General features: G+C 69.8%; 17 protein-coding genes. 9 read left to right on the forward strand and 8 right to left on the reverse strand.

The annotated features are described in order from the left end of the window. Window positions 1-4: 4 nt before the first annotated feature. Entirely contained in the window at window positions 5-1,162 is a 1,158-nt protein-coding gene (locus ACZ4WQ_RS08990) for a DUF2235 domain-containing protein (RefSeq protein ID WP_398374344.1), read from the reverse strand. 308 nt (window positions 1,163-1,470) lie between these two features. On the opposite strand from ACZ4WQ_RS08990, the gene ACZ4WQ_RS08995 reads away from it, so the two are divergent. Further along, window positions 1,471-2,829, forward strand: coding sequence for an MFS transporter (locus ACZ4WQ_RS08995; protein ID WP_398374345.1), 1,359 nt, complete (start codon window positions 1,471-1,473; stop codon window positions 2,827-2,829). On the opposite strand, the gene ACZ4WQ_RS09000 is transcribed toward ACZ4WQ_RS08995, so the two are convergent. Both ACZ4WQ_RS09000 and ACZ4WQ_RS09005 read right to left on the reverse strand, forming a co-directional pair. Further along, a complete protein-coding gene (locus tag ACZ4WQ_RS09000; RefSeq protein WP_398374347.1) occupies window positions 2,817-5,828 on the reverse strand; it encodes a carbohydrate binding domain-containing protein in 3,012 nt (1,003 codons plus the stop codon). The two genes, ACZ4WQ_RS08995 and ACZ4WQ_RS09000, sit on opposite strands and share 13 nt — an antisense overlap. A gap of 182 nt (window positions 5,829-6,010) precedes the next feature. Then, complete coding sequence (locus ACZ4WQ_RS09005; RefSeq protein ID WP_352127484.1) at window positions 6,011-6,421, reverse strand: Fur family transcriptional regulator; 411 nt, start codon at window positions 6,419-6,421, stop codon at window positions 6,011-6,013. Between the two features lie 310 nt (window positions 6,422-6,731). On the opposite strand from ACZ4WQ_RS09005, the gene katG reads away from it, so the two are divergent. The 5 genes from katG to ACZ4WQ_RS09030 all read left to right on the forward strand — a co-directional run bounded on the left by katG (window position 6,732) and on the right by ACZ4WQ_RS09030 (window position 13,462). Beyond that, on the forward strand, window positions 6,732-8,948 hold the full coding sequence (gene katG / locus ACZ4WQ_RS09010) for a catalase/peroxidase HPI (RefSeq protein WP_311722252.1): 2,217 nt from the start codon (window positions 6,732-6,734) through the stop codon (window positions 8,946-8,948). Between the two features lie 214 nt (window positions 8,949-9,162). Then, window positions 9,163-10,269, forward strand: a complete 1,107-nt coding sequence (locus ACZ4WQ_RS09015) for an ABC transporter substrate-binding protein (protein ID WP_385337621.1) — start codon at window positions 9,163-9,165, stop codon at window positions 10,267-10,269. Window positions 10,270-10,314: 45 nt separating this feature from the next. Beyond that, a complete protein-coding gene (locus ACZ4WQ_RS09020; protein ID WP_385337618.1) occupies window positions 10,315-11,157 on the forward strand; it encodes an ABC transporter ATP-binding protein in 843 nt (280 codons plus the stop codon). Continuing rightward, complete coding sequence (locus tag ACZ4WQ_RS09025) at window positions 11,154-11,978, forward strand: ABC transporter permease (protein ID WP_311722256.1); 825 nt, start codon at window positions 11,154-11,156, stop codon at window positions 11,976-11,978. Before ACZ4WQ_RS09020 ends, ACZ4WQ_RS09025 begins: the two co-directional genes overlap by 4 nt. Before the next feature lie 23 nt (window positions 11,979-12,001). Then, a complete protein-coding gene (locus ACZ4WQ_RS09030; RefSeq protein WP_398374446.1) occupies window positions 12,002-13,462 on the forward strand; it encodes a dihydroorotase family protein in 1,461 nt (486 codons plus the stop codon). 248 nt (window positions 13,463-13,710) lie between these two features. Here ACZ4WQ_RS09030 and ACZ4WQ_RS09035 read toward each other — a convergent pair whose 3' ends face one another. The 3 genes from ACZ4WQ_RS09035 to ACZ4WQ_RS09045 all read right to left on the reverse strand — a co-directional run bounded on the left by ACZ4WQ_RS09035 (window position 13,711) and on the right by ACZ4WQ_RS09045 (window position 16,615). Further along, complete coding sequence (locus tag ACZ4WQ_RS09035; RefSeq protein ID WP_468022134.1) at window positions 13,711-14,238, reverse strand: choice-of-anchor C family protein; 528 nt, start codon at window positions 14,236-14,238, stop codon at window positions 13,711-13,713. A 47-nt stretch (window positions 14,239-14,285) separates the two neighbouring features. Further along, the gene (locus ACZ4WQ_RS09040; protein WP_311722259.1) at window positions 14,286-15,527 is read right to left on the reverse strand and encodes a right-handed parallel beta-helix repeat-containing protein; all 1,242 of its coding nucleotides are present in this window, start codon (window positions 15,525-15,527) and stop codon (window positions 14,286-14,288) included. Window positions 15,528-15,688: 161 nt separating this feature from the next. Beyond that, the gene (locus ACZ4WQ_RS09045) at window positions 15,689-16,615 is read right to left on the reverse strand and encodes an AraC family transcriptional regulator (protein ID WP_385337608.1); all 927 of its coding nucleotides are present in this window, start codon (window positions 16,613-16,615) and stop codon (window positions 15,689-15,691) included. Window positions 16,616-16,719: 104 nt separating this feature from the next. On the opposite strand from ACZ4WQ_RS09045, the gene ACZ4WQ_RS09050 reads away from it, so the two are divergent. Continuing rightward, complete coding sequence (locus tag ACZ4WQ_RS09050) at window positions 16,720-17,634, forward strand: MBL fold metallo-hydrolase (RefSeq protein WP_398374348.1); 915 nt, start codon at window positions 16,720-16,722, stop codon at window positions 17,632-17,634. A 17-nt stretch (window positions 17,635-17,651) separates the two neighbouring features. On the opposite strand, the gene ACZ4WQ_RS09055 is transcribed toward ACZ4WQ_RS09050, so the two are convergent. Then, entirely contained in the window at window positions 17,652-18,344 is a 693-nt protein-coding gene (locus tag ACZ4WQ_RS09055) for a pentapeptide repeat-containing protein (protein WP_311722262.1), read from the reverse strand. A gap of 243 nt (window positions 18,345-18,587) precedes the next feature. On the opposite strand from ACZ4WQ_RS09055, the gene ACZ4WQ_RS09060 reads away from it, so the two are divergent. Beyond that, a complete protein-coding gene (locus ACZ4WQ_RS09060) occupies window positions 18,588-19,412 on the forward strand; it encodes a maleylpyruvate isomerase family mycothiol-dependent enzyme (RefSeq protein WP_398374349.1) in 825 nt (274 codons plus the stop codon). A gap of 24 nt (window positions 19,413-19,436) precedes the next feature. Here the strand turns inward: ACZ4WQ_RS09060 and ACZ4WQ_RS09065 are convergent, their stop codons facing one another. After that, window positions 19,437-20,804 carry an NAD(P)/FAD-dependent oxidoreductase gene (locus ACZ4WQ_RS09065; RefSeq protein WP_311722264.1) on the reverse strand — a complete coding sequence of 456 codons (1,368 nt, stop codon included), beginning with the start codon at window positions 20,802-20,804 and terminating at the stop codon, window positions 19,437-19,439. Window positions 20,805-21,029: 225 nt separating this feature from the next. Between ACZ4WQ_RS09065 and ACZ4WQ_RS09070 the strand changes: the two genes are divergently transcribed. Further along, window positions 21,030-21,977: an AraC-like ligand-binding domain-containing protein gene (locus tag ACZ4WQ_RS09070; RefSeq protein WP_398374351.1), complete on the forward strand. Its 948-nt coding sequence runs from the start codon at window positions 21,030-21,032 to the stop codon at window positions 21,975-21,977. The last annotated feature ends 54 nt before the right edge of the window (window positions 21,978-22,031 follow it).

Below are 22,031 nucleotides of genomic sequence, written 5' to 3' on the forward strand. Positions count from 1 at the left end.
GACGTTACGTCGGCGGGGCGTCGTCCCCGGGCGTTGCCCCCCGGGGCACCGGCTCGAGGCGCACGCTCTCCGGGTGTTCCAGGTAGGTGACGAGCGACGGCGGCCGGTAGCCGGGGTCCCCGTCGTAGTGCTCCTTCGCGGTTGTGGCCAGATACTCGAAGCCGTCGGCGCGGCCGTCCTTGTCCGTGGCCTCGCCGATGGGCCGGTTGAAGGGCTTGACCAATCGGTAAAGCCCCGTCCGGGAGGGGTGCGGAGAAGCCATCGGATCGGGTGCGACCCTGAATTCGACGCTCTCGCCGGGGGTTATCCGGATGGGGCCTTCAGGGCTGAAGGCCCCGGGCCGGAACTCCAGGCCGTATTCCCGGGCCCGCTCGACCATCCACAGCAACGCGATGTCCGACAGGGAGGTGTCGGTGTATCCGCCGCCGACATCGCAGTGCACCCCGCTGAACCACACCTGCTTCAGCTCCTGCCCCTGGACTCCGGGCTGCTGATGCCACAGCGTCGGCTCGAACGCCGCCCGCCGCTCGTCGATGGCCAGGGCGTGGAACGCGCCGTCCACCCGGGTGCTGAGCTTGGTGTCGTGAAACTCCCAGCGGTGGTTCAGCCGCCGCACCACGGGCCTCAGCCAGCGGGGCCCGAGAGCCGGGACACCGAGGGCACCGACGGTGTCCCACACGCCGATGAAGCGTATCCGCGGGTCGTGCGAGTACGCCCGGCGGAACAGGCTGGCCGCCACGCCGGTCGGCTTGTCGGCCGAACTGCGGTACAGGGACCACGCCTCGGCGATCCGGTCGGCGTTCTCCCGGCGCAGGATGCCGCAGTTGCGGACCATGCCGACGATGCTGCGCGCGGTGAACGCGCCCCTGCTGAACCCGAAGAAGTAGAGGTGGTCACCGGGTTCGTAGTTGTCGATGAGAAAGCGGTAGGCGTCGAACACATTGCGCGACAGCCCAATCCCGAAGGCGCCCCCGCGCAGCCGGTCCTTCCGGCTGGTGCCCACACCACGGTGGTAGTAGACGCACTGCCGGTTCCCGCCCGAGTCCTCGGAGGCCACGGTCAGGGCGAGTTTGGTGACATTGGTCGGGCAGGGGCGCCTGTCCTCGGTCTGATCGGGGGTGTTCCATGTACCGTCGCAGCACACGACGAGACGTTTGGGCATGACAGCCTTCCTCCCACGACCGTGTCCAGCCAGGCCGTTGGGTGGTTCATACCCTACGCATCACCCCCTCGGAGCGGAGGAACGACCCTCCGCATGCCGCTATGGTGGAGGTGCTCCCGCCCCTGGTGAACGAGCGGCGGTGTCGAGCAGTCAGGCGGTGCGGGCCGTATCGGCCCCCGCCTTCGCGACGCCCTCACCAGGCGTCCGTCCCGGCAGCACCGGCCACTCTCGCGGTCTCCCGTGTACTCCGCTGCCCCCTTCCCCCCATCGCACGCCCTGTCACACACCTGCGATCAGGAGACGCGCGCATGGCCACACCACCGCACCCCCGTACCTGGGTGCTGCTCGCGATGTCCGTGGGGGTGTTCTGTGTCCAACTGGACGCCTTCGCCCTCAACTTCGCCCTTCCCCGAATCGGCGCCGACCTCGGCGCACCCGGGGACGGAGCGCAATGGGCGGTGAGCGGCTATCTGCTGTCCACCGGCACGCTCATGCTCGGCGCCGGCCGTCTGGGCGACCTGTTCGGCCGCCGCGGACCGCTCGTGCTGGGTCTGTCCCTCTTCGGCGCCGCCTCCGTGGGGTGCGCGCTGGCCACGAGCCTGCCGATGCTGGTCGCCGCACGCGCCGTCCAAGGCGCCGGCTCTGCCGTGATCATGCCGGTGGGGCTGGCCCTGCTCACCAACGTCTATCCCGAACACCTGCGTGGCCGGGCCACCGGCCTCGCCCTCGGCATCGGGGGCGCCGCCACCGCCTGCGGCCCCTTCGTCGGGGGCACGCTCACCGAAACCCTCTCCTGGCGCGCCGTCTTCTGGCTGAACGTCCCCCTCGCCGCGCTCGGCGCCGTGTGGGCCTCGCGCGCCGCCGAGAGCAGTGACACCGGCGGACCCCGGCGACACCTGGACTGGCGCGGCCTGCTCACCGTCACCGGCGCGCTCGCCGCGCTCGCCGTGCTCCTCGATTGCGCCCAACGCGGCGCGCCACGGGGCGAGATGGCCTTCCTCGTCCTGCTGTGCGCGGCGCTGCTCGGCGCGTTCGTCCACGCCGAGCGCCGTGCGCCGCATCCCCTGGTCGGGTTCGCCCTGTTCCGCAACGGCCTCTACGTCGCCCTGACCCTCACGGGCGCCGTGGCCAACACCGCCGCCGTGATGTTCCTCTTCGTCGTCCCGCAGTCCCTTCAGGACCGATGGGGCTGCTCCGCCATGGCTGCGGGCGTGGCCTTTCTCCCGGCGGCCCTCGCCATGGCGGTCGGCGGTCCCCTCGCGGGACGCGTCGCCACCCGGGACGCCGCGCCCGCGATGGCCGCCTGCCTCGGCGCGGGCGCGCTCGGCCTGTCCGGGCTCGCCCTCGCTCCCTCCTTCGCCGTCTATCTGACCGTCGCCACCTGCTGCGGTGCCGCCCTCGGGTTCGGCAACGCCCTCACCCTCGTCGCCACCCAAGGAGTCATCCGCCCGGAACGGGCCGGCGAGGCCTCAGGTGTCACCAAGACCGTCATCACCGTCGCCGCCGGCCTGGGCGTTGCCCTCGCCGGTGTCGGTGCCGGGGCCGCCGCCGACACCGCGCTGCTGGTCACGGCCGCCGGTTGTGCGGCCGCGTGCGCGGCGCTGCTGGGGTGGCGCGTACGACATGGTCCGGACCTCGGCGGGCGCGGTCGGTGTCACTTGAGATAGGGGCCGTCACCGCCGATCTTGCCGGGGCCGTTCAGTACGTACACCCGGAGGTTGCCCTTGCCGGGGGCCGCGACGGACAGCGAGCCGCCGGCGACGGTCTTCACGTCTCCCGTGACGGCGTCGGTGTACGTCCCGTTCGGAATGCCGGTGAAGGTGGCCCCGCCGGTGACGGTGACGAGCGCGAAGCTGTCGGTGCCGCCGCTGGTGTAGCGGCGTTTGAACGCCATCGGGCCGGTGATGCCGTCGGTGGAGTACTGGCCCATCTGGAGGGCCGGGACGGCCCGGCGGATCCGGTTGAGCCGCTGGACGTGCTCGACCAGGGGCTGGGCGAGAGTGGTGGCGACCTGGCCGGTCGCGGAGTCGGCCTTGCCGAAGTCCGAGGCCGTGACGGATCCGGCCAGATGGTCGCCGTAGTACGCGCGTCCGGTGGAGGCCAGCGGGCAGGTCGGGCCGCAGTCGATCTGTTTGCCCTTCTGGAACTCGATCTCCGAGCCGTAGTACAGCGTCGGTATGCCGCGGAAGGTCCACATCAGCGCCATGTTCTCGGCCCAGGCGTCGGTGCCGCCGCTGTAGCGGTTGCTCGACTTGTTCGGGCCGTAGTCATGGCTGTCGACGTAGACGACGTTGTAGGTGGCGTCGTTGACGCTGTCGTCGGAGTCCTTGCCGTTGTTGTACGCGTTCTGCGCGTCACCGAAGTTCATGTGCATGCGCATATCGATGATGTTCATGCCGGAGAACCGGCTGTGGTCCGGCGTGTGGTAGGTGTTGCCGTCCAGGAAGGCGTTGGCGGAGGTCGGCTGGTTGCCCGTGCCGAGCTGCTCCTCGTGGTCGTACTGCTCGATGGCCGCCTTCTCGTCGTCGGCGCTGTACTCCTTGCGCTCCTTCCACGTGTAGAACTGCGCCGAGTGGTTGACGGACCCGCGGTTCCACTTGTCGTTGACGAAGGCCGCGACCTCGCCGAAGACAAAGAAGTTGCGCGCCGCCTCGGCGCCGAACTTCCTCGTGACCCGTTCCTGGATGGCGGGCAGGAAGCGGCGGTTCCAGGTGACGCGCGGGATGTGGACGGCCGTGTCGACGCGGAACCCGTCGACGCCCATGTCGATGTACTTGTCGTAGGCGCCGATCAGGTAGTTCTGCACAGGGGTCGACTCGGTGTCGAAGTCGGCGAGGTCCTCGTGCAGCCAGCAGGAGCGGGAGTCCTCGCCCTCCCAGTTGCCGATCCAGCACTGGTGGTAGTACTGCTTCGGGAACATCCCCGAGGTGGGGCCGGGCCACTGGCAGTTGTAGAGGGTGTAGCCTTCGGGGCTCTTGCCGCCGGTCGGCTTGGACCAGTTGAGGCAGGTGTTCCCGGCCGGTTCGGCCGTGGACCACAGGTCGCCGTTGTAGTACGACTTCCCGGACTTGGGCTCGACGGTCAGGCCGTCGTACGCGAAGCCGTCGTTCTTCTCGTCGTAGTACCAGCTCCACTGGGCGTCCCGGACGCCGTACACGGTCGGGGTGAACAGGCCCTTGGCACCCCAGCGGGAGCTGTGGTTGTACACGACGTCCTGGTAGATCTTCATGCCCTTGGCGTGGGCGGCGTTGATCAGATCCTGGTAGGAGGCGCCGTCCGACTCCAGGCGCGGGTCGACTCGGTAGAAGTCGTAGCCGTGGTAGCCGTGGTAGTCGTAGTCCGAGCGGTTGAGGACCACGGGGGTGACCCAGACCGCCGAGAAGCCGAGCGCCTTGATGTAGTCGAGTTTGCCGATCAGGCCCTTGAAGTCCCCGCGGAACATGGGGTCGTCGTTGGCCGCGTTGCCGGACTTCACATGCTGGCTGCCGCCGCGGTTGTTGGAGCCGTCGCCGTCGAAGAAGCGGGCGGTGAGGACGAAGTAGACGGGGTCCTTGCGGGGGTCGGTGCCCAGCGGGGTGCCGGCGGCCGGTTCCGGCGCCTTCTCCCCGGTGGTCGCGGTGGCCGCCGCGGAGGCGGGGGAGGTGTTGCCGGCCGCGTCGACGGCCCTGACGGTGTAGGCGTACGTGGTCTTCTCCTCGAGGCCGGTGTCGGAGAAGACCGTCGAGGTGACGTCCGTGACGACCGTGCCCCTGGTGCCGCCGGTGCGCGTGACCTGATACTTCGCGACCCCCGTGTCGTCGGTGGCCGCTGCCCAGCTCACGACCACGGAGGTGTGGGTGGCACTGGCCGTGATCCCGGTGGGCGCCGTCGGGGCCTGGGTGTCCGGGGCCTGCGCCGCGCACGGGTCCTCGGCGTCGGCGGTGACCGTTCGGTCCTTCACCGTCGTGGTGCCCGTGGGGATGGTGTAGTCGGAGCTGTTGTTGTTGTCCCAGACGCCGTTGCCGTTGTTGAACGCGGCCTTGAGCGAGGCGGCTGTGCCGATGTCCAGCGTCTTCTTCCACCAGCCGGTGCAGGCGGGCTCCATGCCGACGCCCGGGGCGGTGGTCCAGGAGCCCCCGGCGGGCGCGTAGTGGATGTTGGCGGTGGTCCATCCGGTGGTGGCCGTCGAGTAGTAGACGGTCGCCTTGTTGCCGGAGCCGTCCCCGGTGCCGTCACCGGTGTCCGCGCAGGGGTCGCTGTGGGCGATCACCCCGTCCTTGACGGTGATGTTTCCGGTGCCGAGGGCGTAGTTCTGGCCGCCGTTGTTGTCCCAGGTGCCGCTGCCGTTGTTGAAGGTGGCCCGCAGCCCGGTGGCCGAGCCGAGGTCGACGGTCTTCTTCACCCAGTCCGTGCAGGCCGCCTCCATCGGTAAGCCGGGGGCGGTGGTCCAGGCGCCGCCGTCGGGGGCGTAGTGCAGATAGGTGGCGGACCAGTTCTTGGTCTTCGTGTAGGAGAAGACGGTCGTCGTGTTCGAGGTGGCGGCGGCGGTCCCGACCGGGGTGGGGCGGGACTCCGGCGGGCCCGCGACCAGCCCGAGCACCCCCGCCGCCGCGAGGGCCGTGGCGAGCGTGCGCCGCAGCGGAGCTGGTCGTCTGTCGCGCAAGGGTGCCGTTGACGTGGGTCTCATGGCGTCTCCCAGTGGGGGGAGCGGGTGGGGGAGTGCGCTGAATCCAGAACCGGCAAGTTGCTGCAAGCTCTTTCATCGCAAGCTACAGGGACATGACAGCCCGGTAAAGAGATGCGACGCGGCCCACACTGCCGCGGGAGGGGCGGATGCCGCCCCGAGGGAAACCGGGCGCCGGAGGGTGGCTAGGCGCAGGACGGGCACAGCCCGTGGTACGTGACCTCGGCCTCGGACACCGTGAAGCCGAACCGCTCCTCCGCGGGGAGGTCGGCGAGCGGGTTGCCGATCGGGTGGACGTCGCGGATGGTGCCGCAGCCGGAGCACACCAGGTGCTGGTGCGGGCGGTGTGCGTTGGGGTCGTAGCGCTTGGCGCGGCCGTCGGTGGAGACCTCTATGACCTCACCGAGGGTGACCAGCTCGCCCAGGGTGTTGTAGACGGTCGCCCGGGAGATCTCGGGCAGCCGCCGGGCCGCGCGGGCGTGCACCTCGTCCGCCGTGAGATGCACATGGTCGCCGTCGAGGACCTCCGCTACTACGCGCCGCTGGGAAGTCAGCCGCCAGCCACGCCCGCGCAGTCGCTCCAGCAGGTCACTCATATCGGCTCACCTATTCGGGTTCGGTAGGACACCCGGAGTTTACCAGCGGATGTCCGAAATCCGATCGGATATGGGATTGGCGTTCTTCTTGACTTGGACTCTGTCCATCGTAGGATCGGTTCTGGCGACAGCCAAGGGACAGGAAGACTCCAAAACGGCAGGAGACAGCCACGTGACGGGACCACCGCCGAGCAGTTGCCCGGCGCCGGTCAGCGCGGTGTCCGAGGTCTGCCACCGGGGCCCGCGCCCCGGCTGTTCCACCGCCCGCAGTTCCTGAACACCGAGATGGGCCCAGTCCGGAAGGATTCCGATGTCCGAGAACCATGAAGCAAACGCCGTAGACGCGCAGGCCGAGGGTGGGGGCGGCTGCCCGGTCGCACACGGGCGCGCCCCGCACCCGACCCAGGGCGGCGGAAACCGCCAGTGGTGGCCGGAGCGGCTCAACCTGAAGATCCTCGCCAAGAACCCCGCCGTGGCCAACCCGCTCGGCGAGGAGTTCGACTACGCCGAGGCGTTCAACGCCCTGGACCTCGCGGCCGTGAAGCGTGACATCGCCGAGGTGCTGACCAGCTCGCAGGACTGGTGGCCCGCCGACTTCGGCAACTACGGCCCGCTGATGATCCGGATGGCCTGGCACAGCGCCGGCACCTACCGGATCAGCGACGGCCGCGGTGGCGCCGGCGCCGGTCAGCAGCGCTTCGCGCCGCTCAACAGCTGGCCGGACAACGGCAACCTCGACAAGGCCCGCCGTCTGCTGTGGCCGGTCAAGAAGAAGTACGGCCAGAGCATCTCCTGGGCCGACCTCATGATCCTCACCGGCAACGTCGCCCTGGAGACCATGGGCTTCAAGACCTTCGGCTTCGCCGGTGGCCGCGAGGACGTGTGGGAGTCCGAGGAGGACGTCTACTGGGGCCCCGAGTCCGTGTGGCTCGACGACCAGCGCTACAGCGGCGACCGCGAGCTGGAGAACCCGCTCGGCGCGGTCCAGATGGGTCTCATCTACGTCAACCCGGAGGGCCCCAACGGCAACCCGGACCCGATCGCCGCGGCCCGCGACATCCGTGAGACGTTCCGCCGCATGGCGATGAACGACGAGGAGACCGTCGCCCTGATCGCCGGTGGTCACACCTTCGGCAAGACCCACGGCGCCGGCCCGGCGGACAACGTCGGCGCCGACCCTGAGGGCGCCCCGATCGAGCAGCAGGGCCTCGGCTGGAAGAGCACCTACGGCACGGGCGTGGGCAAGGACGCGATCACGTCCGGCCTCGAGGTCACCTGGACCAGCACCCCGACCCAGTGGAGCAACGGGTTCTTCAAGAACCTCTTCGAGTACGACTACGAGCTCACCAAGAGCCCGGCCGGCGCCAACCAGTGGGTGGCGAAGGACGCTCCCGAGATCGTCCCGAACGCCTTCGACCCGTCGAAGAAGCAGCGTCCGACGATGCTCACCACCGACCTCTCCCTCAAGGTCGACCCGATCTACGGGCCGATCTCCCGCCGGTTCTACGAGAACCCGGAGGAATTCGCCGACGCCTTCGCCCGCGCCTGGTACAAGCTCACGCACCGTGACATGGGCCCGATCGTGCGCTACCTCGGCCCGGAGGTCCCGTCCGAGGTGCTGGTGTGGCAGGACCCGCTGCCGGAGCGCACGGGCGAGCTGATCGACGCCGCGGACATCGCCTCCCTCAAGGAGCAGGTCCTCGGCTCCGGCCTCACGGTCTCCCAGCTGGTCTCGACCGCCTGGGCCTCCGCCTCCTCCTTCCGCGGCAGCGACAAGCGCGGCGGCGCCAACGGCGCCCGTATCCGCCTGGAGCCGCAGCGCGGCTGGGAGGTCAACAACCCGGACGAGCTGGCGCAGGTGCTGCGCACGCTGGAGGGTGTCCAGGAGGCCTTCAACGCCGCCGGCGGCAAGCAGGTCTCGCTGGCCGACCTGATCGTGCTCGCGGGCACCGCGGCCGTCGAGAAGGCGGCCAAGGACGGCGGCGTGGACGTCGAGGTGTCCTTCACCCCGGGCCGTGTGGACGCCGTGCAGGAGCAGACGGACGTCGAGTCGTTCGCCGCGCTCGAGCCGACCTACGACGGGTTCCGCAACTACGTCGGCAAGGGCAACCGCCTCCCGGCCGAGTACCTGCTGCTCGACAGGGCGAACCTGCTGACCCTCAGCGCGCCCGAGACCACGGTCCTCGTCGGCGGCCTGCGCGTCCTGGGCGCCAACCACGCCCAGTCGAAGCACGGTGTCCTCACCGACAAGCCCGGCACGCTCACCAACGACTACTTCGTCAACCTGCTCGACCTGGGCACGACGTGGAAGTCGACGTCGGAGGCGCAGGACGAGTTCGAGGGCCGCGACGACTCCGGCGCCGTCAAGTGGACCGGCACCCGCGCCGACCTTGTCTTCGGCTCGAACTCCGAGCTGCGCGCGGTCGCGGAGGTCTACGCGAGCGATGACGCGAAGGAGAAGTTCGTGCGCGACTTCGCCGCTGCGTGGAGCAAGGTGATGGACCTCGACCGGTTCGACCTGGTCTGATCATGGGGTTCAGGCCCTGACGTTCGGGTCGGTCGGCACACGCCGGCCGGCCCGAACGCTTTCCAGCGCGCGCTCCGCCCAGCCGGGCGGAGCGCGCGCTGCGTCGTTCTTCCGCGACCTGCTCGCCTCCGACATCCTGGAGGTCTGCCCCCCGACCCCGCCGGGCCGACCGCTGCCTCCTTGTTGTTCCACCGGATGGATAGAGGTGCCGAACATGAAGCGCTCCCTGAGACTCGGCGTCAGCGCCGCCGCCCTCGCCGCCCTCGCGGTGCTCTCCGCCTGCGGAGGCGGGTCCTCCTCGTCCGCCAAGGGCGACCGGGCCACGCTCGACCTCGCCGTCGCCTCGGCCGTACTCGCGCCCAAGGAGGAGGTCGCCACCCACGCGGTGGGCGATGCCGAGGGCTACTTATCCGAGGAGAAGCTGAAGGTCGACGTGATCAACACCAATGGCTCGGTGGCCGCCGTCCAGGCCGTGGCCTCGGGCAGCGCCGACATCACGGCGGCTGACGCGGGAGCCATCCTCGCCGCACGGGAGAAGGGAGTTCCGGTCAAGGCCATCGGCGGCCTGGTGCGGAACTGGCCGTGGCGCATGGCGGTCCGGCCGGACAGCGACATCAGAACCCCCGCCGATCTCAAGGGCAAGAAGATCGGTGTCATCAGCCTCGCCTCCGGCTCGGCCATCTACGCCCGCGCGTACGCCAACGACGCCGGGCTTGACGCGGCCGAGGACATCGAGTTGCTGCCGGCGGGGGTGGGCGCGCAGGCCCTGGCCGCGCTGGAGGACGGCAGGGTCGACGCGCTCGCGCTGTACACCCAGGCGTACACCACGATCGAGAACACCGGTGCGGAGTTCCGCTACCTGGACAACTCCGACGCCTTCGAGGGCATCCGCTCCCTGACCTTCGCGGTGACCGAGAAGACCTTGAAGGAGAAGCGGGACGTGCTGACGCGCTATCTGCGCGCCGCGTACAAGGCGCTGCTCTTCTCCGCCGTCAACCCCGAGGCCGCCATGCGCGACGGCTACCAGGTCTTTCCACGGCTGCTGACCGGCAAGAAGGCCGACGACCGCGTCGCCGACGACACCAAGACCCTCAACGCGTGGATCAAGACAGCCGTGCCTGCCACCGGTGAGCCCGAGAGCTTCGAGGACTGGGGCGCGATCAGCGAAGAGGAGTGGACCAAGACGGTCGCCTACACCAGGACATCCGGCCAGATCACCCAGGACGCCAAGCTCACGGAGCTGTGGGACGACAGCCTGCTGAAGGGCGCGAACGACTTCGACTCCGCGGCCGTGATCGAGAAGGCGAAGGCGGCCGAGTAGCGACCGGAGCGCCGGCAACAGGAGGGTGAAGAGACCATCATGGCCATGAGGACTCCGGGCCGCCGCCGTCGCCGGGATGCCCGGAACGCGTATCCCGCGCCCGACGTGGACGAAGCCCGCTGGATCGAAGTCGAAGGACTGCACAAGATCTACCGCCCGCGAAGATCGGAGCCGACCCATGCGCTCTCGGGCATCGGCTTCACCGTCCGGCGCGGTGAGTTCATCTCGGTCGTCGGCCCCTCGGGGTGCGGCAAGACCACCATGCTGAAGATCCTCGCCGGGCTGATTCCCGGGAGCGAGGGGGCGGTGCGGGTCGCGGGCCGCGAGGTGGCGGGGCCGCTGCCCGAGGTGGGCATGGTCTTCCAGGCGGCCACCCTTCTGCCGTGGCGCACCGTTCTGGAGAACGTGATGGTGCCCGTGGAGGTGCGGAAGCTCGACGCCCGGGTGTACCGGGAGCGGGCCGGGAAGCTGCTCGCGATGGTCGGACTCGACGGCTTCGAGGGCAAGTACCCCCATGAGCTGAGCGGTGGGATGCAGCAGCGCGCCGGCATCTGCCGGGCCCTGGTGCACGATCCGGCCGTGCTGCTCATGGACGAGCCCTTCGGCGCCCTCGACGCCATGACCCGCGAGTACATGAACGTCGAGCTGCTGCGGATCTGGCGGGAGAGCGGCCAGACCATCGTGTTCGTCACCCACTCCATTCCCGAGGCGGTCTTCCTCTCCGACCGGGTGGTGGTGCTCAGCCCCCGCCCCGGGCGTATCGCCGAGATCGTCGACATCGAGCTGGAACGACCGCGCGCGCTGAGCGTCATGGCCTCGGACCGGGTCGGGGTCTATGCCGAGCGGATCCGCAAGCACTTCAACGCCATCGGAGTGATCGACGGATGAGGTCCAAGGACAAGACCAAGACCGCACGCGGCGGTTTCAGCGTGGATCTCAGAGAGCGCCCCGAGCTGCTGCTCGTCCCCGCCGTCTTCGTGATCGTGATGCTGGCATGGGAGTTCGCGGTCCCCGCCTTCGGGGTCGACGACTATGTACTGCCGCGCCCCACCCAGATCCTCGACGCCCTGCGGACGCAGCTCTCCGACCCGCTGTTCTGGAGACATCTGAAGATCACGGTGCTGGAGTCGCTCTACGGCTTTCTCCTCGGCGTGGGCGCGGCGCTGGTGCTGGGCACCGCGATCTCGCAGGTACGGCTGATCGAGCGCACCTTCATGCCGTACGTCGTCGCCTTCCAGACGGTCCCCAAGGTGGCCCTCGCGCCGCTGTTCGTGGTGTGGTTCGGCTTCGGCATGACCAGCAAGGTCGTCATGGCGGCGGTGATCTCGTTCTTCCCGGTGCTGGTCAATGTGATCGAGGGGCTGCGCTCGGCCGATGCCGACCGGATCGAGATGCTCACGGCCTTCGGCGCCGGCAGGTTCGCGGTCTTCAGGATGGTGCGGCTGCCGAGCGCGCTCCCCTTCATCTTCGCCGGTCTCGACATCGGGATCGTCTTCTCGATCCTCGGGGCGGTGGTCGGCGAGTTCATCGGGGCGAAGGAGGGCCTGGGATATCTGCTGCTCCAGACCAACTACAACTTCGACATCGCGGGGATGTTCGCCGTGCTGGTGGTGCTCTCCGTGCTGGGGCTGATCGCCCACTTCATCATCCGCTTCGCGCAGAAGCGACTCGTCTTCTGGTCGGAGGAGAACCGGGTGATCGGGGTATGAGCGTGAGTCGACAGGAGGCCGCGGTGACCGAGTACGACCTGGTGGTGCGGGACGCCCGCGTCGTCACCCACGACCATGACCACCCCCGGCCCGCGGACATCGCCGTCAGCCGCGGGCGGATCGCCGCCGTGGCCCCCGGCATCGCCGTGGCAGGCGCCGCCCGGGTGATCGACGCCGGAGGCAAGCTGGCGTTCCCCGGCGTCGTCGACGCCCATCAGCACTGGGGGATCTACCACCCGCTGGCCGAGGACGCGGCCACCGAGAGCCGCGCGTGCGCGCAGGGCGGGGTCACCACCGCCCTGACCTATATGCGGACCGGGCGGTACTACCTCAACAAGGGCGGCGACTACGCCGACTTCTTCCCCGAGGTGCTGGACGCCGCCTCCGGCCGCGCCCATGTCGACTACGGCTTCCACCTCGCACCGATATCGCGCGGCCACATCGACGAGATCCCCGACCTGATCGAGCGGTTCGGCGTTGTCTCGTTCAAGGTCTTCATGTTCTACGGCAGCCATGGTCTGCACGGCAGGTCGGCAAACCAGAGCGCGTTCCTGATGATCGGTGAGGACGAGCGCTACGACTACGCGCACTTCGAGTTCGTCATGCGCGGGGTGCAGGCCGCACGCGAGCGGTTCCCCGACCTCGCCGATCGGATCTCGCTGTCCCTGCACTGCGAGACCGCCGAGATCATGACCGCGTACACCGAACTGGTCGAGGAGGCGGGCGAGCTGACCGGGCTCGCCGCCTACAGCGCCTCCCGGCCACCGCACTCCGAGGGGCTCGCCGTCTCCATCGCCTCCTATCTGGCGCACGAGACCGGGCTGCCGACCGTCAACCTGCTGCATCTGTCGTCCCGCAAGGCGGTCGACGCGGCTGTCCGGATGGGCCGTGCGTTCCCGCACATCGACTTCCGCCGCGAGGTCACCATCGGGCATCTGCTTGCCGACATCACCACCGCGCACGGCCTCGGCGGCAAGGTCAACCCGCCGCTGAGGCCGCGCGAGGACGTGGAGGCGCTGTGGGAGTACGTGCTCGACGGCACCGTCGACTGGGTCGTCAGCGACCACGCGTGCTGCCGCGAGGAGCTGAAGTTCGGCGAGCCCGAGGACGACGTCTTCGTTGTCAGGTCCGGATTCGGCGGCACCGAGTACCTTCTCCCCGGCCTGATCACCGAAGGGACGAAGCGCGGCCTGCCGCTGGGTCGGATCGCCGCGCTGACCTCCTGGAACCCGGCCCAGCGCTACGGGCTGCCCAGCAAGGGCGCCATCGCACCCGGCTTCGACGCCGACATCGCCCTGGTCGACCCGGGCCGCACGTGGACCGTGCGCGCCGCGGAGTCGGAGTCGACGCAGGAGTACACCCCGTTCGAGGGGTTCGAGCTGACCGCCCGGGTCACCGACACCTTCCTGAGAGGCCATCACATCCTGCGGGCGGGTGAGGTCGTCGGCGAGCCCGTCGGCGCCTATCTGCACCGCCCGGCCTGATGCGGGCTGACTCAGCCCGCATCAGATGGGGCAGACGCGCCCGGGGGTCGCCCTCAGCGAGCTGACCGTGTTGTCGCGGCCGGGCGTGATCGTGTCGCCTCCCGGATCTGTGACACCGTCCACCCCGCCATCACCCGTGCCGAGTGGCGCCAGTACTTCCCCCAGTGGACGTACCGGCCATCTTGCGGAGAGCGGCTCGGGGCCCGGTGAACCCGGCCGCGGGTCACCGGGCAACGCCCTGGCGGCTGTTACTTCGAGCAACCACACTGGCAGCAGGGCTCGACCTGTACGTCGTCGATGACGGGGCCGTAGGAGCCCGCCACCGTGCTGGTGAATCCGAGCGTCGTGGTGGTGCCGTTGGCGACGAACGTGACCTCGCGGGTGACATAGCCCATGTTCGCGAAGCTCTTGCCCGTTGAGTTGAACGAGAAGTCCTGGAAGTTCTGCCCGTCGATCAGGACGCTTCCGGTCTTCACCGCCGGACCACCCGCCGGGTTGGCGGCCAGCGAGTACGTCACGGTGTACCTCTGGCCGGCCGTTGTCCGGAAGGTCTGTGCGACCGTGCCCGGCTCGGTGGCGTTGAGATCGACGGACTGGTTCCCCTCGGCCGCTTGCCAGAATCCGGCGCCGATCAGGTCCACGGCCCCGCGCGTGACCTTCCAGGGGCCGATGGACTGGCCTCTGGAGAGCGTGGTGAACGCGTTCGCGGGCGCCGTGGGGTACTCGTCGTGCTGCCGCCGGCCCGGGGAGAAGCCGTCCGTGGTGCGGGACCACATCTCCCCGGGCCGGCGGTGTCGCCCGGGCTCGGCGCGGTGGCCGCCGGCTAGCCGCCGAAGCTCACGGTGAGGCGGCCGTCCGAGGCGAAGGACCACTTCAGCGCGCCGCCGTACGACGAGCAGCGGGATCCGTTCGTGCCGGACCAGAACTGGTTCGATCCATCGGCGTCGCCGATGGTGCGGTCCTTCGTCCCGCTGCTGCTACTGCGGCAGGACACATTGTCGCGGAACACCGAGGTGCCCCCGTCGAAGGAGAAGTTGCGCTCGGCGTTGTCGACGCTGACGTTGCCCGACACCGACATATGACCGGGGTTGCTGTTGTATGTGAACCCGTGCTTGCCGTTGCGGTAGGCGATGCTGCGGCGGACGACGTGGTCGACGGCGATGTCCGAGCCGCCGAGCTTGTAGCCGTTGCGGTCACCGCTCGACGCCTGTGAGCCGTCCGAGAGGGTGCCGTTGTTCAGGGCGAGGGAGTCCTCGATGGTCACCGGGCCGATGGCGCCGGTGTCATCCTTGGTGTACAGGTCCCAGCCGTCGTCGATGTTGTTGTGGGACACGTCGTAGCGGAAGACGTTTCCGGCGCCGACCGTGAGCTTCGCGGCGAAGCCGTCGGCGTCCTCGCCGTCGGAGTCGGCGTTGTCATGCGACTCCGAGCTCACCACGAGGTTGTTCGCCGGCCACTGTTCACGCGGGGTGCTGGAGGCGATTCGCGATATCTGGAGCCCCGTGTCGCGGTTGAAGCGCGTCACCGCCCGCTCGATGACGTTGTTGCTGCCCCCGACGAAGATGCCGTTGTCACCGGCCCGCTCGACGGTGAGGTTGCTGATGCGCCAGTACGACCCGTTGACGGCGAGCCCGCGGTTGGCCGGGTCCTCGCTCATGGCCGAGAAGTTCAACACCGGCTTCTCGCCCGGGTAGGCGGACAGCTGCTTGGGGGCGCTGGAGGTGCCGTTGTTGCCGGGTGCGATGGTGACGGTCTGCGAGAGGTTGTAGGTCCCCCCGCGCATATAGATGGTGCCACCGGCGGTGATGCGGGTGATCGCCGAGGCGAGAGTCGTCGGGGAGGACTCCGTCCCGGGGGCGCTCGCGCTGCCGTTCGGCGACACGTACAAGGCGTCGGCCTTGATCGACGCGGCCTGCGAGACGGTGGGTTGGACCGCGAGCAGACCCGCCGAGGCGACCACCGCCGCGGCGGCGGCGAGGGTGCCGCGTGCGCGGTGGGCGCGCGCGGCCGTGGGGGGCTTCTGCCGCGGGGCAGGGGAAATCCGGGTAATCCGGGTGTGCTTCATGGCGCTGAGACCTCCTGCTGTGAGGGCTGCCGTGGGGGCGGCACGCAGCACATGAGAGCGATTACTGATGGCTTCCCACCCTCAGAAGGGCAGGATAGGGCGGCTCTTATCACGTGACGGCCATCACATGGAGTTCAAATTAGCAAGCGCTTGCTGGAGCGTCAACGCCCCCGCCGCCCGGCGGCTTCGGTCCGGTACTGCCCGGGGGTGGCTCCGAACTCCCTTTTGAAGGCGTGGGAGAAGGCGTACGGGGTGCCGTAGCCGATCCGGTGGGCGATGGTGGCCAGCGGATCCGTGGTGTCGCGGAGCAGAGTGGCCGCCAGGGTGAGGCGCCACCAGGTGAGATACGCCATCGGAGGGCGGCCGACCAGCGCGGTGAACCGGCGGGCCAGGGTGGGACGGGAGACGCCCGCCTCGGCGGCCAGGCGGTCGTTGGTCCACGCGGCGGCCGGATCCGAGTGCATCGCCCGCAGGGCGAGGGTCGTCACCGGGTCGTTCAGCACGGCAGGCCAGACCCCGGTGGTGTCCTCGGCCACCCAGGAGCGGACCATGTAGACCAGCAAGAGGTCGAGCAGGCTGGGGACCGCGACGTGTGACCCGGGCCGTTGCGCGTCCAGCTCACGGCCTAACAGATCGATGGCGGCGCGGAGTTCGGGGTGGCCGCCCACGCGGTTCGGCAGGTGGACGACCGTCGGCAACTCCGTCATGAGCGGATGGACGCAGGCGCGGTCCAGCCGGTACTTGCCGCAGAGCAACTCCGCCGCGCCGGTGGCCGGCCCGGTCTGGCGTGGCCGCGTCCCGTCGAGCCAGGGCTCGAACGGCACCGCCCGCCGCACGGTAGCCGCGTCGGCCGGGGCGTCGGCGAGCACATGCCCGGTGCCGTGCGGCAGCAGCACCGCGTCCCCCGTGCCGAGCGAGACCGGGGCGCCGCCGTCGGGCAGCAGCCAGCAACTGCCCTCCAGTACGACATGGAAGCCCGCGCCGTCATACGGGGCGAGCCGTGTGCACCAGCTTCCGCCCACCCGCACCCGGTTGGAGGACGGCCGTCCGACGCGCACGGCCGCGATCGCATCGCTCACCACATCCACCCGGTCAGGATAGCTCTCATCGTTTCGAGGGTGAGACGGATGCGTATTCAGAAGACTGCTTCACGCATTGAGAGGCTCACCCGGCCTTCCTTAAGGTCGAGAACATGAGCAGCGAAAACGTGCAGTACATCGTGCTGGGAGATGTCGAGGTCATCCGGATCGTCGAGTGGGGCGGGCCCTTCGCGCCAGCCCCCGGCATCGTTCCGGAGGCCGGGGCCGAGGTGTGGAAGGAGAACGAGGACTGGCTGGCGCCGGACCACTGGAACCCCGAGCACGACATGGCGGTGGCCGCGCTCCAGACCTGGGTGCTGCGCAGCGCCGGGCGGACCGTCCTGGTCGACACCGGAGTGGGCAACGGGCGCGAGCGGCCCGGCCTGCCGCAGTTCCACCGCCGGGAGGGCGATTTCCTCGGGAGGCTGGCGCGGGCCGGTGTCCGCCCGGAGGCCGTTGACGTCGTCGTCAACACCCACGTCCACGCCGACCACGTCGGCTGGAACACCGTCGGCGTCGAGGGGGAGTGGGTGCCGACCTTTCCCCATGCCCGCTACCTCATCCCGGCCGCGGACGACTTCCACTTCGGGCCGGACAACGCGTACGGCGGCGGCCTGCGGGAGGACGACCGGCTGGTCTACGAGGACAGCGTCGCACCGGTCCACCGGTCAGGACAGGCTGTGCTGTGGGACGGCACCCACCGCATCGACGAACACCTCACCCTGGAGTCCGCACCCGGCCACACCCCCGGATCCTCGGTGCTGCGGCTCGCATCAGGGGGTGACCGGGCGGTGTTCGTCGGCGATCTGCTGCACAGCCCGGTGCAGATCCTGCGCCCCTCCTGCAACAGCTGCTTCTGCCTCGACCCGGGGCAGGCGGTGGCCAGCCGTCGGCGGATCCTCGAACGGGCGGCGGAGACACGCGAGCTGGTCGTTCCGGCACACTTCGGTGGCGCGGGCGCGGTGGAAGTCCAAAGGAAGGACGGTGAGTTCACCCTCGGGCCGTGGGCGGCCTACGCCACCCGGTAGGCGGGTGTTCCCGGCCATCACCCGGGCGTGGTCCCGGCGTGTCCGCGGTGCCCCGAGGGCCCGGCCGCCCGGGTGAGATGGTCCAGGCAGGAACCTCCGGGGGTCGACCGGGAGCCGTCCGGGCAGACGACGTTTTCCCAGCTCGCCTGTGTGACATCGGCCTTCCGCACGCGCGCGCCGCGGAGATCCGAGTCGGACAGCGTGGCCCCGGCCAGGTCGGCACCGCGCAGATCCGCGTCGGCGAGGCCGACGTGGGTGAGCGACGCGGACCGCAGATTCGCGTCGCCCAGGTGTGCGCCGTCGAAGCTCACGTCCGTGAGGAGACTCCTGCCGAGCGCCGCGCCGCTGAGGTCGGCGCCGCGCAGGTCGACCTCGGAGAGGGTGGCGGAGCTGAGGTCGGCCCGGCGGAGGTCGGCGTCGCGCAGGTCGACGTTCTCCAGCGACGCCCCCGTCAGCCGCGCCTTGTAGAGGTTGCCGTGGCGCAGGTTCGCCTCGGACACGGACCCGGTCAGTGTGGAGCCTTCGAGCCTGATGCAGCGCATCTTCTTCTGCCACAGGTCGGAGCCGTCGACGGTGCGGCCGGAGAGGTCCTTGCCCGCGTGGCCGGGACAGTTACGGCCGTGCTCGTCCTTCCCGCAGCCGATGAGGAAGGCCGAGGACAGGGCGGCCACGATGACACAGGAGAGCGAACGGGGCCAACGCGTGTTCATGGGCCATCCCTGCCGCCGCCTGGTCGCGGAGTGCCGCGCGGTACCGATGAGGGCACGGAAACCGTCGGCCCCGCGCCTGCGGCCAGCGTAGACGAGCCTCAGGAGCGGGCGCCGCACTCTCGGTGGTCCCCGCGTGTTGCCCTGGTGCGCTTGTCGTGGCGGTAGAGGTTACCGGCGGGTTCGGGGATCCTGGGCTGACGCTCGGGCAGGCGCCGGGGCGCATCCGGTTCGAGAGGGAGAGCGATGGGGTCCGTGAGTGGCCAGAACATCGAGGGCCTGGGGCCCGCGGGGCTGGGCGAGGCGATCCGCGCCACCGCCGAGGACATCGCCGCAGTGCTGCGCGGCGCGGCCGACACCGGGGTTCCGGTGCCCGGGTCGCGGTGGTCGGTCGGGGAGGCGGCGGCGCATCTGGCGCAGGCCAATGGGCTGATGGCGGATGTCGCGGCGGGGAAGGCGCGCACCCACGGGGACGGCACGCGGGAAGGGCTGGCCGTGGCCAATGAGCGTGCGCTCGCCGCGTTCACGGAGCGCCGGGCCGAGCCGCTGGCCACCATGATTGTCGAGCAGGCCGACGCGTTTCTCGAGGCGGCGGCATCCCGGCCCGCGGCGCAGGGCGAGCTGGACACCCCGATGGGCCCGATGGGCCTGGACGTCCTGGGGTCGTATCTGCTGACGCATATGCTCGGCCACGGCTATGACCTGGCCCGCGCGCTGGGCCGTCCGCATATGGTGGACCGCGTCCGGGTCGAGCTGACCCTGCCCTTCCTGCTCACGGCCATGGAGCGGGTCGTCGACGCCGCGGCCACCGCCGGGCTCACGGCGCGCTACACCATCCGGCTGAGGGGTGGCGCCCGTTTCGGCACCACCTTCACCGACGGCGCGATAGCCGTGAGCCCGTGCCCGCCGAGCCGGCCGGACTGCACCATCCTCACCGAGCCGGTGGCCTTCTTCCTGATGGCGCTGGGCCGCCTCGGCCCGTGGGGCGCGCTCGCCCGGGGCCACGTGCTGGCCTGGGGGCGCAAGCCGTGGCTCGCGCCCCGCTTTCCGACGCTGTTCACCCCGCCGTGAGCCGACCCGATGGGATCGGATTCGTCACGCGGCGGTGTTGAGCGGTGCACCGGCCGCGGGGGTGTTCCGCTTGCGCACCGCCCTCGCCGCTCGCATCAGCGTTCCGGGACGCATCAGCGTCTTCGCGGGGGAGAGCATGTGCATCACCTCCAGGAAGCGCCGGTGTATCACCGGATCGGTCACCGACGCCCGGACGATGAGGTCGCTGAGCCGGGAGGCGACCTTGAAGCCCCGTGGCCGCGGTCCGGGGACGTGCGGCAGCTTCAGGTCGTTGAGTGCGGATGTCTGCCACGCGTCGTCTACCACGGCTCGGGTCTGCTTGAAGTACGACCACGCCGGATCCCGCAAGGACGGCCCGGATTCGAGATAGGCCGCGAGGCAGGAGGCGTGCATCGTGGCCGAGGACATGCCCTGGCCGTAGATGGGGTTGAACGAGGCCAGGGTGTCACCGGTCGCGATGAGCCCGGCGGGGAACCGGTCCAGGAGGTGGAAGTCGCGCCGTCGATTGTCCGGATGCCGGTAACTGACCGGCTCTCCGATCGGCTCGCCGTCCTCGGCCAACTGGCGGAACGGTGCCGCCGGGTCCTCCTTGCAGCGGAGCAGGAACTCCTCGATGCCCCGGCCCGGGCGGTCGTCCGCATACCCGGCCACCAGGACGATCCACCGATCCCCCTCGACGCGGCCCAGGGTGCCCAGCCGCAGCCGGCCATCCGGCAGGGTCGCCAGGGACTGGGCCAACGTCGCGCCGTGCGGGCCCTCGGGGCGGCGGAACAGCGCGGTGGCATAGCCGAGATCGACGTGCATGCGCCGCGTCGTGGGCTCGGGCCAACCGCCCTCCTGTAGCCAGGCTCCGATCCGGCTGGCGCGGCCGGTCGCGTCGACCACCAGGTCGGCGTCGAGGACTTCCTCATCAGCCGTGCCGGTGCCCGCGTACCGTACGCCGCTCACCCGTTCGCCGGTGAAGGCCAGCCCGCGCACGCGGCCGTTGACCAGACGCAGATTGTCGAGCGCCATGACCCGGCGGCGGAGGTGTGCCTCCAGGAAGGGCCGCGTGGCGCTGATCATCTCCACGCCGTCGACCGGCACCTTGAGACTGCCCTCGAGGTAACTGTGCACACTCGAGCCCGTGTCCGCGAGTGTGGCACCGTCGGCGACGAGTTCGGTGGCGAAACCGGGGAACCACTGGTCGATCCTCCGGCGGCCCGCGTCCAGCAGAGCGTGCATCTGGGTGCCTTGCGGGACACCGGGCCGAGGTTCCCTGTCGCCTCCGAAGGCGCCCGAGGGGGCGACGTCATCCCGCTCGAGGACCAGCACCTCGTCGGCGTGATCACTGAGCACCCGGGCAGCCAGCAGTCCCGCGATGCTGCCCCCGAGTACGACGGCCCTACGCATGTCAACCTCCTGTGTGCAGCTTCCGCTGCGACCGCCCCCAGGAAGGGGAGCGGCGGAGAACATAGTGAGCTTTCAAACCCGTCATGAACCGACGATCCGCGCATCCGCTCTGTACATTTCTGGATCGCTCAGTTCCCGCGAAGAAAGGACCGTGCGATGAGCCTGCCTCCCAACACCCCGGGGATGCCCCGGGGAGGGGCGCCTGACGTCGACGCCTGGCGTGGAATGCTGCACGCCGCCCTGGTCGAACTCGACGCGATCCCGATCGGCGGCACAGGAGACGGTGCGGACTACACGGGCTGGGCCCGCCAGTTCGACCTGGGATTCCTCACCCTGACCGACGTCGGCTCCGACCCGGTGCGGGTGGTGCGCGCACCCAGGATGCTGGTCGGAAACCAGGACGACTTCTATCTCCTGTCGATCGCCCAGGAAAGCAGCTCATCGTTCCATGGAAATGTGCGGTCCCAGCTGCGTCGCGGGGACGCGGTGCTGCTCGACAGCACGGCCCCCTTCCAGCTCAGTGCCGACGAGTTCGCCCATCACCTCGTGCTGACGCTGCCCCGGGCGGACGTGGCACGGGTCATGCCGGTCGACAGGGAACGCGTCGGGCGCCGCATCGCCGCAGAGAATCCAGTGCTGCGTGTTCTGCGTGCCGCGATCGCGGAGATATGCGTCGGCGGCGAACGATTCGACCCGGATACACTGTCTGAATTGGGTCATACGGTGCGCGAATTGATGTTCTCCGTGTTGCGGTCCGATGAGCTCGCCGACCAGGCCGGGGTGAACGGTCTGCTCGGACACCGCGCGCAACTCCTGCGCATGCGGGACTTCATACGGCGTCATCTCGCCGAGCCGGACCTGTCCGCGAAGACGGTGGCGGCGGCGTTCGGAGTCTCCGTGCGCTACGTCGAGGTCGTCTTTCGGGAAGGCGGCACGTCACCGGCTCGGCATATTCGTGAGACCCGGATGGAAGAGGCGCGCAGAAGCCTGGCGAGTCCTCGGCAGCGACAGCGCTCCATCGCCGCGATCGCCCGGTCTGTCGGAATTGAGAATCCCACCGTCTTCACCCGTATGTTCCGTCAATTCCATGACATCACGCCCAGTGAATACCGGCACTCCCCGGCCGGGGAGAGCTGCCGCCGATCCCGGGCGGAAGGTCCTCCGCCCGGATGACCGCTGCGGCTGAAGGCAGTCTGCTGCCGTTCACGCGCGCCCCGAGGCCCCCGT

Source organism: Streptomyces sp. NPDC028305, from assembly GCF_055569495.1.

Coding starts and splice junctions, on each gene's coding strand:
- ACZ4WQ_RS08990 (WP_398374344.1), bottom strand. CDS start 1,162: ATGCCCAAACGTCTCGTCGTGTGCTGCGACGGTACATGGAACACCCCC.
- ACZ4WQ_RS08995 (WP_398374345.1), top strand. CDS start 1,471: ATGGCCACACCACCGCACCCCCGTACCTGGGTGCTGCTCGCGATGTCC.
- ACZ4WQ_RS09000 (WP_398374347.1), bottom strand. CDS start 5,828: ATGAGACCCACGTCAACGGCACCCTTGCGCGACAGACGACCAGCTCCG.
- ACZ4WQ_RS09005 (WP_352127484.1), bottom strand. CDS start 6,421: ATGAGTGACCTGCTGGAGCGACTGCGCGGGCGTGGCTGGCGGCTGACT.
- katG (WP_311722252.1), top strand. CDS start 6,732: ATGTCCGAGAACCATGAAGCAAACGCCGTAGACGCGCAGGCCGAGGGT.
- ACZ4WQ_RS09015 (WP_385337621.1), top strand. CDS start 9,163: ATGAAGCGCTCCCTGAGACTCGGCGTCAGCGCCGCCGCCCTCGCCGCC.
- ACZ4WQ_RS09020 (WP_385337618.1), top strand. CDS start 10,315: ATGAGGACTCCGGGCCGCCGCCGTCGCCGGGATGCCCGGAACGCGTAT.
- ACZ4WQ_RS09025 (WP_311722256.1), top strand. CDS start 11,154: ATGAGGTCCAAGGACAAGACCAAGACCGCACGCGGCGGTTTCAGCGTG.
- ACZ4WQ_RS09035 (WP_468022134.1), bottom strand. CDS start 14,238: ATGTGGTCCCGCACCACGGACGGCTTCTCCCCGGGCCGGCGGCAGCAC.
- ACZ4WQ_RS09040 (WP_311722259.1), bottom strand. CDS start 15,527: ATGAAGCACACCCGGATTACCCGGATTTCCCCTGCCCCGCGGCAGAAG.
- ACZ4WQ_RS09050 (WP_398374348.1), top strand. CDS start 16,720: ATGAGCAGCGAAAACGTGCAGTACATCGTGCTGGGAGATGTCGAGGTC.
- ACZ4WQ_RS09055 (WP_311722262.1), bottom strand. CDS start 18,344: ATGAACACGCGTTGGCCCCGTTCGCTCTCCTGTGTCATCGTGGCCGCC.
- ACZ4WQ_RS09060 (WP_398374349.1), top strand. CDS start 18,588: ATGGGGTCCGTGAGTGGCCAGAACATCGAGGGCCTGGGGCCCGCGGGG.
- ACZ4WQ_RS09065 (WP_311722264.1), bottom strand. CDS start 20,804: ATGCGTAGGGCCGTCGTACTCGGGGGCAGCATCGCGGGACTGCTGGCT.
- ACZ4WQ_RS09070 (WP_398374351.1), top strand. CDS start 21,030: ATGCTGCACGCCGCCCTGGTCGAACTCGACGCGATCCCGATCGGCGGC.